9 protein-coding genes are annotated in these 15,665 nt (G+C 46.2%); 2 read left to right on the top strand and 7 right to left on the bottom strand.

Annotated elements, in window-relative coordinates:
- Positions 1–4 precede the first annotated feature (4 nt).
- Complete coding sequence (locus DTQ70_RS20850; RefSeq protein WP_122932606.1) at positions 5–3,070, bottom strand: TonB-dependent receptor; 3,066 nt, start codon at positions 3,068–3,070, stop codon at positions 5–7.
- 330 nt (positions 3,071–3,400) lie between these two features.
- On the opposite strand from DTQ70_RS20850, the gene DTQ70_RS20855 reads away from it, so the two are divergent.
- Positions 3,401–4,414, top strand: a complete 1,014-nt coding sequence (locus tag DTQ70_RS20855; RefSeq protein ID WP_122932607.1) for a LacI family DNA-binding transcriptional regulator — start codon at positions 3,401–3,403, stop codon at positions 4,412–4,414.
- Between the two features lie 28 nt (positions 4,415–4,442).
- On the opposite strand, the gene DTQ70_RS20860 is transcribed toward DTQ70_RS20855, so the two are convergent.
- From DTQ70_RS20860 to DTQ70_RS20875, 4 genes are read right to left on the bottom strand one after another with little or no spacing between them, the layout of a single operon-like run.
- A complete protein-coding gene (locus tag DTQ70_RS20860) occupies positions 4,443–5,459 on the bottom strand; it encodes a glycoside hydrolase family protein (RefSeq protein ID WP_122932608.1) in 1,017 nt (338 codons plus the stop codon).
- Positions 5,459–6,586 (bottom strand): glycoside hydrolase family protein, encoded by a 1,128-nt coding sequence (locus DTQ70_RS20865; RefSeq protein ID WP_122932609.1) that lies wholly within the window; start codon positions 6,584–6,586, stop codon positions 5,459–5,461. The genes DTQ70_RS20860 and DTQ70_RS20865 overlap by 1 nt, the downstream gene beginning before the upstream one ends.
- Before the next feature lie 6 nt (positions 6,587–6,592).
- On the bottom strand, positions 6,593–8,914 hold the full coding sequence (locus tag DTQ70_RS20870) for a DUF5703 domain-containing protein (protein WP_122934499.1): 2,322 nt from the start codon (positions 8,912–8,914) through the stop codon (positions 6,593–6,595).
- A 29-nt stretch (positions 8,915–8,943) separates the two neighbouring features.
- Positions 8,944–11,094, bottom strand: a complete 2,151-nt coding sequence (locus tag DTQ70_RS20875) for a family 43 glycosylhydrolase (protein ID WP_122932610.1) — start codon at positions 11,092–11,094, stop codon at positions 8,944–8,946.
- A gap of 291 nt (positions 11,095–11,385) precedes the next feature.
- On the opposite strand from DTQ70_RS20875, the gene DTQ70_RS20880 reads away from it, so the two are divergent.
- A complete protein-coding gene (locus DTQ70_RS20880) occupies positions 11,386–12,531 on the top strand; it encodes a LacI family DNA-binding transcriptional regulator (RefSeq protein ID WP_122932611.1) in 1,146 nt (381 codons plus the stop codon).
- Positions 12,532–12,635: 104 nt separating this feature from the next.
- On the opposite strand, the gene DTQ70_RS20885 is transcribed toward DTQ70_RS20880, so the two are convergent.
- Together DTQ70_RS20885 and fucP are read right to left on the bottom strand one after the other, a co-directional pair.
- Positions 12,636–14,354 carry an alpha-L-fucosidase gene (locus DTQ70_RS20885; RefSeq protein WP_122932612.1) on the bottom strand — a complete coding sequence of 573 codons (1,719 nt, stop codon included), beginning with the start codon at positions 14,352–14,354 and terminating at the stop codon, positions 12,636–12,638.
- A 16-nt stretch (positions 14,355–14,370) separates the two neighbouring features.
- Positions 14,371–15,615: an L-fucose:H+ symporter permease gene (gene fucP, locus DTQ70_RS20890; RefSeq protein ID WP_122932613.1), complete on the bottom strand. Its 1,245-nt coding sequence runs from the start codon at positions 15,613–15,615 to the stop codon at positions 14,371–14,373.
- Between the last annotated feature and the right edge of the window lie 50 nt (positions 15,616–15,665).

A 15,665-nucleotide genomic window follows, 5' to 3' on the forward strand; every position in this document is an offset into this window, starting at 1 on the left:
GTGATTAAAAAGTGATTTGTAAACCTGCTATCAAAGACTTAGCAATGGGGTACCCAATGTTGTCAACGCCCAAGTTCAGGTTGTTTTGTCCAGCCGTGTTTACCTCTGGATCATAGCCAGAGTACTTAGTGAAGGTTAGGAAATTGTTGGCACTCACGTACACACGTGCGTTGTTGAGCCACGATAACTTCCCTTTTGTGGGAACAGTATAACCCAAGGTCGCATTTTTGAAACGTACAAAAGAGCCGTCTTCAATCATTACGTCCGACTGGTTGATACGCTGCCCCTGCGCTACTTTTGGATAATAATTGCTTGGATTGGTGGGTGTCCAACGGTTCACCATCGTCGCAAATTGGTTAAATCCAGCTGCACCGCCTTCCATTCGGAGGCGTTGTACGTAGAAAATCTGCCCGCCTTGCACCCCTTGCACAAACACGCTCAAATCAAATCCTTTGTATTTCAGGTTGTTAGTGATTCCAAAGTAATAATTGGGGTTAGGATCACCAATGATTTGTTGGTCGGCTGCCGAAATGGCCCCGTCGCCGTTGAGGTCTTTGTAACGAATATTTCCTGCCACTCGCCCCGTCGGGATATTGTCGCCCGTTTGATAAATCCCGTCGAAAATGTAGCCGTAAAACGAACCGAGGGGTTGGCCTACTCTCAAAATACTGTTGTTGGTAAACGGCCCCACCGAGCCACCGCCATCGCCTGGGATAATCTCGGTACGTGTGCCATCAATCAGGGTGAGTTTGTTGCGATTGGCCGAGATATTGCCGTTAATGTCCCATTTGAAATCGGACGTATTGGCCACGTTTGCCGTGACGGAAAACTCAATTCCTTTGTTCTCTACCGCGCCAAAATTGCCAAAAACGGAACCATAGCCCGACGACAACGCTACCGAACGAGACAAGAGTAAATCGGTGGTTTTTTTCTGGTAGGCGTCAATCGTAAACTGAAGGCGGTTGTTGAGTAGGCCAAAATCTAACCCAATGTCGGCCTGTCCGCTTTTTTCCCAACGAAGGTCAGGGTTGGCAATGTTGGCCGATAAAATACCAATGCTGCGGGTATTGTTGAAATTGTAATTACCAACGGAACTCAAACGCGCCAGCGAGTTGTACAACGGAATGTCGGCATTACCCGTTATGCCGTAACTTACCCGCAGTTTCATGTCGCTGAAAATCTTCTGATTCTGCATGAATTTCTCCTCAGAAATCCGCCAAGCACCTGCTACCGAAGGGAAAAAGCCATATTTATTGTTGGCTCCAAAGCGACTCGAACCGTCCACACGGGCAGTGAGCGTAAGCAAATATTTGCTTTTCAAGTTATAATTCACCCGACCCGTATAGGAGTCCAAACGCCACTGTTGTTTGTTACTACCGATGGTCACAATAGACGCTTGTCCAAGGTTGTCGTTGAATACCAAGTCGTTCGGAAATTGCTGCCCCGACATGGCGTCGGTCACTTGGGTTTGACTTTGAGTCGAAAATACCCCCGTTACATTGAAATCATGAATGCCAATCGTCTTGTGGTAATTGAGCAAGCTTTCGTGCAAAATGGTATTGGTATTGTTGTTTCCACGCCCTCCCGTACCATTTACGGTTGCCCCCGCCCGCACAAAACGGGTTACGTACGAATCGCGGGTATCGCCTATCAAATCTCCTCCAAACGACGCACGGTACGTAAGATCTTTGGTAATGGTCCAATCGGCAAAAATATTACCCAACAATCGGCGAGTGGTATTGCGATTGAGCACTTCGCTTGCTACCGCTATCGGATTGTTAAAATCAAGGTATCTTCCGCTAAACATCGTGGGTTTTCCTTGGGCATCGCGTGGTGATTCAGTCGGTGGGGCATAGAGCGCCGACAAAACAATTCCGCCGCTTGCACCATCCAAGAGAGTAGAAGCTACCGCTCCATTATTGACGGAATAGGTGTAGGTGAGGCTTGTTCCAATTTTAAAGTTTTTGGTTACTTGGTTGTCCAAATTAACCCGTATCGAACCCCGTTTGAAATTTGAATTAATAATGATGCCGTTTTGGTCAAAATAATTCATCGAAACGTTGAAAAGCGACTTCTCAGTCCCGCCCGAAAACGAAAGTTGGTGGCTCTGCATCCCGCCTTTTTGGAAAATTTCTTTTTGCCAATCCGTTCCTTCGCCCAATTGGGCGGGGTTAGGAAACAGGTTTTGGCCCGCCAGCTCATTTTCCAAGGCCGCAAACTCCGAGGCATTCATCAAATCCAACGTCTTACGAATTTGCTGTTGCCCCGAATACCCTTCGTAAGTCACCCGCGTTTGACCTGCTTTGCCTCTTTTGGTGGTGATAAGTACTACGCCGTTGGCACCGCGTGTTCCATACACCGCAGTAGCAGAAGCATCTTTCAGTACTTCAATGGATTCAATATCATTCGGATTCAGCGTTGAAAGAACTGATAGGCGGTTTCCGTTGTCATTTCCGAAACCACTACCTCCACCCGCCACGGGGTTATCTCCTCCCGAAATCGGGAAGCCATCCACTACGTAAAGTGGTTCGCTGCTGCCACTGATTGAGTTGTTTCCTCGGATTCTCACGCTGATGCTTCCGCCAGGTGCACCTGAGTTTTGGGTTACTTGCACTCCAGAAGCACGGGCTTGCAAACCCTGCACAAAGTTGGCAATCGGAGTGACTTTCAACTCAGCCGCTTTGATAGAAGACACAGCTCCTGTCAAGTCACTTTTCTTGACGGTACCGTACCCTACCACCACGACATCTTCCAATAACTTGGTGTCAAGCTTCAAAATCACGTCAATTTTTGATCGATTTCCCACCGTTTCGGTCACGGAGAGGTAACCGATGTAGCTAAAGCTCAATTTGGCATCCGATTGTACATTGGGAAGGCTATAGTTTCCGTCTTTGTCGGTGGTAGTACCACTTGGTTTACCCACCACAATGACACTTACTCCTGGCAAACCTTCTCCGTTTTCGGTACTCACTTTCCCCTTCACCGTCATCGACTGGGCAAAGGCATATTGAGTTCCCACCAACAAAAGCAGGGAACACCCCAGTAAAAGTTTAAATGGTAGAAATTTCATAGATTAAAGGTGTTATGTTTAAAAGGTTAAAAAATAGGTTCAATTCCAAAAACATGATTATGTACAATTTAAAAACATCATTTACTTCTCTTCGCTATAAGCTTACCTTTTAGGATTAAAATAGCCTTGTTACGTTCTTTCCAATTAAAGAAGCCTAGAAAAAGCAGTCAAAAAGAAATATTATTCAATAATAAGTGGATATTATACAATATTTGTAACACAAAAGCATTTTAAAAAATGCGGGAACGTTCCCATTGAGTGGGAACGTTCCCGCAAAAGCCAAAGCAACCAAAATTTATTTCCAGAAGTTATCTTAAAATAATACAACAAATGAAGAAGCACCAAATTACGATTATTGACATAGCACGGCAGTTGAATATTTCAAAATCAACGGTATCAAGAGTACTCACGGGGCATCCACGCGTGAGCGAAAAAACCAGAGATGCCGTGTTGAAATTGGCCAATGAACTCGACTACCAACGCAATATGTTGGCCATCAACCTCATGTCGAGCCAAAGCCATACGATTGGCATTATTGTACCCGAATTTGTCACGTCATTTTTTCCAATGGTCATCATGGGCGCGCAGGAAGTAGCCTCGAAAGCAGGGTATAATGTACTCATCAGTCAGTCAAACGAGAGTTACGAAACCGAAGTCGCCAATGCCAAAGTCATGCTTGACAATCGGGTGGATGGCGTATTGGTGTCTTTGACGCGGGAGACGCGGAATTATGACCACCTCAAGGTCTTTCAGCGCAAAGGAATCCCGATTGTGTTTTTCAATCGGGTGTGTGACGATATGCAAGTTCCGAAGGTGGTGGTGGACGATTACGAAGGGGCTTACAAAGCGGTTGAACACCTCATCCTGACGGGCAGAAAACGCATTGCGCACTTGGGCGGGCCTACATCGCTGCACGTCAGTAAGAAGCGTTTGGAAGGGTACAAAGATGCGTTACGAAAATACAATCAACCCATTGACCAAGAGTTGATTCTTGATTACGACCTTAACCTCGACAAAGTAAAAATATACATCAAGCATTTGCTCGACCTCCCCGAGCCACCCGATGCGCTTTTTACCATCAACGACCCCACGGCCTTTGAAGCTATGCTGTTTATGAAAGCAAAAGGGGTTCGCATTCCCGAAGACATTGCCGTTGTGGGTTTTAGCAATAACTATGGTTCTACCCTTATTGAACCCCGCCTCACTACCGTAGCACAACCCACCCACGAAATTGGGCAAGTAGCCGCGCAACTATTGTTAGACCAAATCAATTCAGACACCTCTGAGTGGAAGCCTATTTATAAGGTGTTGAAAACTGAGTTGTTGGTACGAGGGTCGAGTTAATGAGGTGGAACTGTTGTTTTTTGATCGACTACTTTAGCGGGATAGCCACGTTATAATTCACGGTTTCGGTCACGTAAACGGCACAAAACAGGACTTTTGGCTTGCCATTTTCAAAATACAATTGGGGTCGTTCAAGTTTAGCCACTTTTTCTGTTCCAGTTTCCCAAGGGATTTCTAAGGTCGAAACAAGGATATTTTTGGCGGGTTTCCAGTCCAGTCCATCGAGCGATTCAAACAGGGCGAGACTCGTGCCTGCGTTCGTAAAAACGCCTTTCATGTCTTTGACAATGGCCCAATATTTCCCTTCTTGAAACCAGATGTAGGGGTCTTCGGCGGCAAATTTGACCGTATCTTTGACAAAAACGGGTTTGGGTTGCTTCACAAAAGGCCCTTCGGGGCGGTTGGCAATGGCTACGCCGTGCAGCACCCGCCCGCCAAAAGGCATTTTACCGTTGCTGACACCTTTATAGACCATCAAAAATGTGCCGTCGGGGCGTTGAGCCACGGATGGATTGTTGGTCAATAAATGGTCGAAAGCATTGGTAGTGGTGTCCACCAAAGGGGTATTACTACGTTTCCATTGCCCCAAAGGGGAATCGGCTACAGCCACACCAATACGCTGATGATTGCGGTGATCCCACCACTCGCCGTTGCCGTAATTTCCCATGTAGTAGAGGTAGTATTTGTTTCCAAACTTATAAATTGTGGGATTGTGGGTCACGTCGGCATCCCAATACTTTTTATCTCTCTTGGGCAAAACCACCTTAGCAAATTTGTACGGCCCCGTGGGGGCGTTGGCTACGGCCACGGCTACTTCGCTGTCAGTGACCCAAGCCAAATGCTTTTTGCTTTGGGGCCATCGGCTGTAAAAGAGGTAATATTTACCATCATCGCCTTTCACCATGCTTCCGCACCAAACCATATAGCCGTTGTCTTCAAACTTGGCCGTTTGCGGCAAGGGTTGAATCATTTTTGTAAAATCAAGGTCTTGGGAATTTGCGTTTAGCACCCCAAGTAAAAGGCTAAAAATCAGCAATTTTCTCATTACTTTCTATTGTATTTTAGAGGTACAAATACGTTCATGGAATGTTTGCGTTTGTTTATTCCCATCGCGCCAAACAGCAGTTTCGGAACACCTTTTTCCAGGTACAGGCAAGGGCGTTCGAGTTTGTCGTCGAGCGGTTTTCCATTTTCCCAAAAAACAGTTTTTGAAAGTACTTTGGGGTAGACGACAGGTTGCCAATCGAAACCATTCTTCGAAACCATCAAGGCCAATGCCCCGCTTTCGCCCGTAAATTTGCCCACTACGTCCCGTACAATGGCGTAGTTCACACCCTGCTGATGCCACAAATAGGGGTCTTCGGCCACCATCCATTCTTTACTACCTTTTTCGGCTTCAAAAATAGGCTGCGAATGCTTCACAAACGCGCCCGTGGGAGAATTGGCGAAAGCTACCCCAAAACGTACTTTCCCGCCTCGGATAGTCCCACTTTTCTCGACTTGTTTATAAACCAAAATAAACTGCCCCTTCTCATCTACCGTGATGGCGGGGTTTGAAACCATGAGTGCATCGTGGGCGGTAGAGTCGGTGCTTACGTCTAAGATGGGTTGAGCAAATCGGGTCCATTCGCCTTCGGGGTCGTCGGCTATGGCAACGCCAATGCGCTGATTGTTACGGTATTCCCACCAATTAGGGTTTTCGTAAGAGGTATGAGGTTTTACGTACGATTTGCCCGTAGAACCCATGTAGTACAGATAAAATTTATCTTTATAGGCAATTACGGCGGGGTTGTGGGTACACACACCGTCCCAAAATTGGTTGCCCCGCGCAGGAAAAACCACTTTGATGTGACGATAAGGGCCTTCGGGTCGGTCTGCCCGAGCCAGGGCAATTTCGGAGTGGGTTATCCAAGCTTCGTGGCCTTTGTCACGCGGCCAACGGCTGTATAACATATAAAATTTCCCATTTTTCCCCTTGACTACGGAGCCACACCAAATGTTGTAGAGGCTATCGCTAAAAGTGTTTTGGGAAGGAATAGGTTGCGCCATCGCACTTAAATCCCTCTGCGGTGTTGAACCCCAATGGCTCTTTTTGTACCCTTTGGGCGATTGTCCAAAAACGCTTGCTATAAATCCCAACATCAGGGATAGCAGCAGCAGGTAAAGTTTCATCTTGCCTTATTTAATCATTAAAATCACATCTTTGGCGCGCGATTCGGGCGTCACTTTGAGCGAAAGTACTTTCCCGTCTCTCAACTCCCCTTCGACGGTCGTGTTGGCGGGGGCGTGCAGTTTGAATTGCACATCCCAGTTTTTGGGCCATGCAGGAAAAAGATACAGCTTGTCATCGGGGGTTTGGAGGAGCATCTCCTGCAAACCAATCATGCCCGAACCGCCCCAATTGTGGTCGGGAACCCAGTCGTGACCAGGCCCCCAAAAAGTGGGGTATCGTCGCGGGGCATCCCTCAGTTTTTTGATAGTTATTTCGGTGGCTTCTTCCGTCAAGCCCAATCTTGCACAAAAAATGGCGTCTTGGTGCCAACTGATGTGGTTTTTCTGAATAGCTCGGTCGGCGCCGTATTTCCACGTATTGATGGCTACGTCGAGCTTAGGTTTGCCAATGCCAAACATTCCCCAAGGATAAACGGGGTACAGTTGGGGCATTTCTTGGTTGTTGATACGTCCCCACGCCTCAGCAGGGGCAATGGTCAGGTGGCCGTTTTTTTCCTTTAATGGTATGTCGGGAATGCTTTTCAACACTTTTTCGTAGTGCTTTCTCTTTTCGGGCGAAAGGTACTTGTCCGACAGTTCCGTCAAACGCTTCGTAATGCTGTACAACCCTGCGATGGTCGAAGACGAATTGTAGGCCATTTTGTAGGTTTCGGTACCTGACGACGGATACAGAATGAGCTTACCGTCGTCGGCAAAAGCGCTTCTACTGCGGGAGGTGGCTTCCCATTGGTAATGTTCGTAAAAAAAAGTAACGCAGCTTTCCACAAACGGCAGGTAGTTGCTGATGTCTTGGTCGTTGTATTTTTCCAAGTCGAGCATCATCAGACAAAACTCCATTTGCGTATCCCAGAGGTACTCCAGCCAGTAGTTATATTCGATGCCAGTAGGGAAGTTTTGGGGACGTTTCCAGCCGTAAGAAGTAGCGAGCGGCAACCCAAACTGCTCCAATTGTTCGGTAAACGATGCGCCATTGTGCCCCCAATACACTTTGGTACGGGTTTCGGCATTTTTTAAAGCCCTCAGATAAAAATTGAGTTGGGAAGGCAACATATCAAAATCACCGCTTCTAAACATCGGGAAGTATACCAGACGTTGGTTTTGGGCGGTATGGGTTCCGCCTCCCCAATCGCGGTGGTCGGGGGTAAAAGGCGCATTTTTGTCCGTGAAAGACGGGTCAAAAGTAAACATGCCGCCGTTGAACTTGGTAGGGTAAGTCCCGTAGGCATTGCACCCCAACTGATAGCGAAACAGGTTGTAGTTGCGCCCGACCTGCCAAGCCACCGAACTGCTGTCTTTTTGGTGATTATTGATGGCGATATAGCTTCGTCGCCAAAAAGCATTCCACCATTTTTTAGTAGCTTCAAAATCAGCTACTTGGGTGCTTTTTGAGGACTGAACGATTTGTTCCAGCCCCGCTTTCCACTGCGCAATCGTCTCGGCAGTGGCTATGTGTAAGACAATTTGCAACTCTTGTTTGTGGGCCGCTTGCTTGCTCTCTATTTTGAAAGCCGTAAACTCCGTATCGACGTATTTGCCTTGGCTGATTCCTGCGGTTTTGAAATTGCTCCCGCCCATCCAACCGCCGAAAGTCAGGTTTTTGAGGGGGTTCCATAATTGACTTTTTACGGAATCTAATTTTTGTTGTTTGACCGTAAAATCAAAAACGGATTCGTCACGGTTGCGGTGGTACCAAAGCACATTTTGACCGTCAAATGCCACGGAATCCTTGCGCACTACCGCCTGAAACGGGGCATCTCTGAAAGCCAAACTCGCCTTGGTTTGCCCTGGCTGCGTCCAAGTGAGGTCTTTGTCGCGCCAGTTTTCGTACCAGGCTTCCACTTTCAATTTTTCGTCGCTTTCAGTTTCTACGTGCACGACGGGCTTGAAGACATCCACCCAGATTTTCACCAATACTTTCTTCTTATTTTTTACGGAAGAAATTTCTACGTAACCCTCGTTTAACTTCAATTCTTGCTTAAAAGTAGCCTTTTGAAAAAGATTGGGGGTAATGCGTAGGCGAACACGCCCAAATTTGGGAAACACATTGTTCTCGTCAAATGCCCCACTGCGTGATAAATAGAACAAAATTTCGTCCTTTTCCGTCCACACGTTGAGGCCAATATCGCCCCCGCCACAAGGCATTGATTCGGAAGAATTGGCACTTTGTTTGGTCCAAACAACGTTGTATTTATTTAACTCTGGCGTTTGTGCACTCGTTACCAAACTGCAAAAAAAGAACAATTCAAAAAAACGCTTTTTCAATTTCATTATTTCCATCATTAGACTTTACTAGAGCACTATTTTTTTGTTTTTAATTGCACCCATTTCACAGGAGCAATGCTCACGCCCCGAAAGGGTCGTTCAGCACTCGATATCCACCAATCGCCATCTTCGTCCTTAAAAAGCTCGGGAGCATGTCCCTGTATTTCGGCAACTGGTTGCCTGTTTCTGAAATTGAGTGGGTTATCGGAATGATAAACGAAACTTTTATCCTGGTATGTCCAAGTAGTTAGTTTCGCATTCCAACGACAGAAAAGCAGGTAAAAACTTCCCTTATAGTAATGAATGGTTGGAGATTCAGGCCCACCTGTCTCACCCTCGGGCAATTCAAATATGGTGATTGGTTCACTCCATTTTAGCAAGTCTGCCGAAATACGGGCCACTATGCTCTGTTTTGAACAATAAGCCATGTAGTACAGACCGTTGTATTCCATCACCGATGGGTCGCGGGCTCCCCCCGTTTGACTGAATAACTCACCTTTGGGTTTCCACGCGAACAAATCGCTAGAAGTGGCATACCGAATGGGACTTGGCCCATAAATCATAAAATACTCTCCATGGTATGGAATGATGTGGGGGGCATGGTTTTCCCTAATTTCGCCAGGTCTTTCGCCAGGAGGCAAAATTTTAGGGTAGTCCTTCCACGAAAATTCGGTCACATTTTGTTTAAACGTTCCCTTCGATGAAACAGCATGAAACGATAACCATTCTGCTTCATGCGGGTTTAACTCGCCTGGTCCAGCGACAACTGCGGGGTGCGTTATACCGATGGCGTGCCAGCGGTTGTCGGCCCCTTTAATGATTGCGTGATCATTGACCTGCCAGTTGTCGTATTTTACTCCTGTTTTGAACCTTTTTGAGTCTGGACCAGGAAAAACATCACTTTCTGGTTTATAAACACGTACCCAATCTCCCGTAATCTGGGGTATAAAAATTTCCTGACCTGACAGTTCATTCCATTTTAAGGGAACAGCCACGTTGGCGGAGTACTTTCGTTGCTCTAATCCGTGTGCCCCAAAGAGTAATTTGGGAACACCTTTTTCTAAGTAAAGACAGGGACGCTCCAACTTATCGTCGCAAGCACGGCCATCCTCAAAAGTCAAACGCAACGGCGCTACTTTCGGATAGTTGGTGGGGTTCCAATTAATCCCATCTACCGAGCGGAGCATAACTAACGCTGCTTCTTTATTTGAAAAAAAGCCAGCAACATCGGAAACAATCGCATACAGTACTCCCTTATAATTCCAGATAAAAGGGTCTTCAGCAACCATCCAACTATTTGCCCCCTGAGACGCCTCAAAAATAGGTTTATCGTGTTTGGTAAATCGCCCGAGCAGTGAATTTGAAAACGCCACTCCAAAGCGCACCTTGCCACCCCGAAGTGTACCATTTTTGGCAACCTGTTTGTAAACTAACACGGCACGGCCTTTATCATCCACCGTAATGGCAGGGTTTGACATCATTAAGGCGTCAAAGGCGGTTGAATCGGGCGAAACATCAATCACAGGTTTGTCAAAACGTTTCCATGTTCCTTCTGGATCATCAGCAATTGCCACCCCTATACGCTGATTATTTCGGTACTCCCACCAATTGGAATCGCTCATTGAGGCGGGCATTTTTACCTCTTTGTTACCCGTTGTTCCCATGTAGTAGAGGTAATATTTTCCTTCGTGTTGAATAACAGCTGGATTATGGGTAGTTGTACCATCCCAGTACTCAGACCCGCGACGCGGCAGAATTACTTTTAGATGTTTGTATGGGCCTTCAGGTTTATCAGCCACTGCAAGTGCTATTTCAGAACTTGTTACCCAAGCATAATGTCCTTGCGCTATCGGCCAGCGGCTGTAAAACATGTAAAACTTTCCGTTTTTACCTTCAGTAACAGAACCACACCAAATGTGAAAATTCGGATCAGAGAAAATATTTCTTTCAGGAATAGGCTGTACCATCGCACTGATATCTACCTCGTCCATCGACAACAAACGACCTTCTTTATCTAATTTGGGTTGCTGACCAAAAACGTCCGAGAAGTAACATGAACAAAAAAATAGAAGTGAGAATAAATTTTTTAGCACGTCGGCAATTTTTCCCTTAATGGTCTGGTCTTGGGCATAGGCACTGAAGAGCAGGTTATAGATAAATAACCGTATTCGTAATTTTCCTAGCATAGGATTAAAGGAGTTTGTAAATTAAAAATATACAATTTTTAAAGGGGTGAATAACTGTTTATCAAAACCCATTTTAGGTTATTGAAATGACGATTTTGAGGGAAATTAAGGTTATATTTTAAATAATCAACAGAAAAAATTGAATTTTAACCACAAAAACTATCGGGAACTTTCCCGAAACTGGTAGCGATAGTAGTATTTGTATTCCCTATACGCCTTTGTTGGGGAGTACCTTGATACAGATATAGATTTGGGAGAGAGGGATGCAAAATTGAAAAAGTACAAGAAGTTATGATTAAATGCGCGAAATGCCAACAAATAGATTTTGTTCAAAAATCAGGGATTGTGCGGGGGAAGCAACGCTACTTTTGTAAGGCGTGCGATTATCATTTTACACTTCCCGAAGCCGTTGAAAATCGCAAAAATAAACCTCGGCACCAAGTCACGATTGTCGATATTGCCAATGAGTTAGGGATTTCAAAATCGACGGTGTCGCGGGCACTGCGGGGGCATACGGATATACACGAAGGAACGCGCAAAATGATTCTGGATTTGGCCCAACAATTGGAGTACCACCCTAATCCTTTGGCCAATGCACTTCTGAAAAGTCGAACAAACATCGTGGGCATTTTGGTACCTGAATTTCGGCATTATTTTTTTCCCACCGTCATCATGGGAGCGCAGGAAATTTTGTCCAAAGCAGGGTATAACGTGATGATTTGCCATTCGGATGAATCCTACGACACCGAGGTGGCCAATGTCAAAGCCCTGATGAACAGCCGCGTGGATGGTTTGCTGGTGTCGGTCACTACCCAAACCAACAACGTGGACCATTTTCGGGCAGTGCTGCGGAAAGAAGTGCCTTTGGTGTTTTTTAATCGGGTGTGTCCCGAACTAGACACGCCCCAAGTCATTGTGGATGATTATGCGGGGGCGTTTCAGGCAGTGGAGCATTTGGTACAACAAGGCTACCGACGCATTGCGCATTTGGCAGGCCCTGTGTCGTTGTTGGTCAGCCGATTACGGATGCAAGGGTACTTGGATGCCCTGCAAAAACACGGTCTGCCCGTGGACAATGAGTTGATTATTCACTACGACTTGACCGAAGAAAAAGCGCGGATTTATGCCAATTACCTACTTAGCCTTCCGCAGCCCCCCGATGCGATTTTTGCCATTAATGACCCTACGGCCATTGAAATTATGTTAGTGGCCAAAAGCCGAGGCGTTAAAATTCCGCAGGAACTAGGCATTGTCGGTTTTAGCAATGATCCCATTTCGGCCATCATTGAGCCACCTCTTACGACCGTCGAACAGCCCGTTTGGGAGATGGGACGACAAGCCGCGCGGATTTTGTTGGAACAAATGGAAAACCCTCACATCGAAACCTACCAGTTGCCTACGAAGTTGGTCGTGCGCGGGTCTTCTGTGAATTATTGAGTTTTTTCCCCGCAGATTGGCGCAGATAGTAGTTCTGCGTAAATCTGCGGTTTTAAAATCTGCGAAAGTCTGCGGGGAAAACATAATTCGCTACAATGTGCTTTTCAAAACAGTTGAAACTCCTTGATTCCTGCAAAACCATGAGAATCTAAAACTACCAACCGAAACTTTTGGGCAACCACGGGGCTAATATCTTTACTCCAATTGCCCATTTTTTCATCCTGCGCCAACGTCAGCCATTGTCCGTCTTTTTCGTACTGAATTTCAAAGCCTTTAATTTGGGACTTTTGATACACCGCTTCACTTACTTTGAGCTGTTTCACCGTTTGTTTTGTACCCAAATCCACTTCTATCCAGCCTTTATTTTGAAATAAATTGAAAGCCGCTTCTGACTGATAGTGTACGTCTTTTCCATAATACTTCTCAAAATCAACGTCGGTACGCCGCCCCATTTTCCAATGCGTGGCGGGGTTGTCATCAAAAGCTGCCGATGCGTCGTGCAAAAAAGCCCCCAACGCGCTCGAAGCCGTTGCCTTTTTGCCGTACGCCAATGAATGAGTGGTCGTAAAAGGAATAATTTGACCCAATTGCGAAGCGGGTTTATCCAACAAAAGCGTCACAATGGTAGCAATGGAATCGCGTCCGTTTTGGGGGAGTTTCAGGGTAACTTCGGCTTTGGTTTGTACGAATGAAACAGTGCTTCCGTCTAATAAAGAGGCTTTTTTGACGTTGGCTGGCATGGGCGGGAGTTTGATTTCATTGCCTGTGTTGTTCAATAAATGCAAATACAGTTTATTTCCTCGGTACGAACTCACGTAGTCTTTTGACGGCGTATAAATCCCCCCTTTGGTTTGGTAAACGGCTTCCGCGTTTTTGTTTAGCCAATTGCCCATTTCGGTTGCCCGTGCTACAAAGTTTTTGGGAAAAACACCCAAGCTGTCGGGGCCGATGTTGAACAAAAGGTTGCCGTTTCCACCCACGCACCGAAGTAACGTATGCAATGATTCTTTCAAACTGCGCGGCGTATCATTGAACCGCCACGCCCATTGATGCCCCATGTTGGTGCAGGTTTCCCAAGGCACAGCACCGTAGCCCGCCACAAAACCTTCGGGTGTAGCATAGTCGGCATAAGGCCCTACCCGCGCGTGCGACTCGTCTGGATTGAAAGGCTCAAGCCGATTGTTGATGATGATTTCGGGCTGTAACGTACGCGCCAACTCAAACACTCTTTTGGGGTGAATTGGGCTGGGCGAGCCTTCGTAATCTATCCATAACAAGCTAATTTTGCCATAATTGGTCAACAATTCACGCACCTGTTCCTCCACTCGATTGGCAAAAATATCGTTGGTTTTGGGGTTGCGACAATCGGGGTCTTTCCAGTCGGCCACCGAAAAATACCAGCCAATGGGCATCCCCGCTTCGTGGGCAGCTTGGGCAAGTTCTTTGCAAACATCCCTTCCAAAAGGGCTGTTCATGATATTGTAAGGCGTGGTTTTGGTATCAAAAAGGCAAAAGCCGTCGTGGTGTTTTGACGTCAAAACCAAGTACTTCATTCCCCCTGCCTGGGCCAACTTTACCCATTCTTTGGCGTTGAATTGTTTGGGGTTAAATCTCAAATACAACGAATCGTACTTGCTTTTACCGTAGCCATTGCGCGACCAACTGATTTCTTTTCCAATCAGTGACACGGGTCCCCAGTGAACAAACAAGCCCATTTTGGCATCTTGCCACCACTTTAGGCGCTGCTCTTTTGAAATGTTTTTTTGAGCAATACCGTTAAAAGCAATTAGAAAAAGCAGGAGAATGACGGATGTTTTTTTCATTGAAAATGGCGTTTAACTATCGGATAATATGACCTTTTTGGGCGTAGTACAAAATGTAAGCATAACACAAAACGGGTAGCACAAAGGCAAAGCGAATGCTGTACATATCAGAAATGAGTCCCATAAGCGGAGGTACAATGGCTCCCCCTACAATGCTCATAATAATCAACGATGAACCTGTTTTGGTATAAGCCCCCAAATTTTTGATGCTTAACGTGAACAAGATGGGGTACATCACCGACGTGCAAAGCCCCACGATGGAAAGAGAAAAAATCGAAACATAACCAGTACTCAAAATGGCGACTGTCACTAAAGCGATTGCTCCCAACGCACAGGCCATCAACACTTTGGAGGGATTTACTTTTTGCAGAAAATACGCCCCCGCTAGGCGTCCCACCAAGACCAACGCCATAAATAAGGTGATAAACAACGCGGCTTTCTGTTCTCCTAATCCCTCAATTTTCAGTGATTTGGCATAACGAATTAGAAAACTGACAATCCCGACTTCGGCACCCAAATAACAAAATACGCCCAATGCGCCAAGCACCGTATGTTTAAACTTAAAAATGGATTTTAACCGCACATTTTCTTCTCCTTCTTCATGAATGGCGGGCATTTTGATAAAAAATAACATCCCCCCTAATACCATAAACAAAGCCCCCAAACTTAGGTAAGGCATTTTGACCAATTGAGCCTCGGCGTTGAGATAATCGGCTAATTGGCTCGGGCTAAATTGCTGAACCGCCGTTTCGGGCGTGTCAGTGGCATGAAGCAAAAACACCGCTCCAAGGTAGGGGCCGATGGTAGCGCCTACCGAACCCACCGCTGCCGCCAAACTCAGCCGACCCGAGGCTTTTTCGGGATCACCCAAAACCGAGACATAAGGTGTGGCGGTCACTTCCAGAAAGGTGAAACCTGCGGCCATGATAAACAAAGCGGCCAAAAAAAGCGGATAAAAGCGGGTTTCGGCCGCTGGGAAAAATAAAAATGCGCCCAATGCAGCCATGAAAAGCCCCGTAATCATGCCTGCCCGATACCCAAAACGGCGGATGTATTGCCCCACGGGTAACGCCAACAAAAAATACCCACCAAAAAAAGCCGACTGCACCAGCGACGACTGAAAATCAGTCAATTGACAAGCTCTTTTGAGGTGTGGAATGAGGATATCGTTGATGTTTCGGCTTAAATTCCAGATAAACATCAGGCTCATGACCACCAAAAGTGGCACCAGAAATTGATTGCGATTTTTCACTTTAGGCATTCATTATATTGTCAGGTAAGTTTCTTTGAAAGTTGCCCGCAGATAGGCGA

It is taken from the genome of Runella sp. SP2 (genome assembly GCF_003711225.1).
In the GTDB taxonomy this organism is placed as follows: domain Bacteria; phylum Bacteroidota; class Bacteroidia; order Cytophagales; family Spirosomataceae; genus Runella.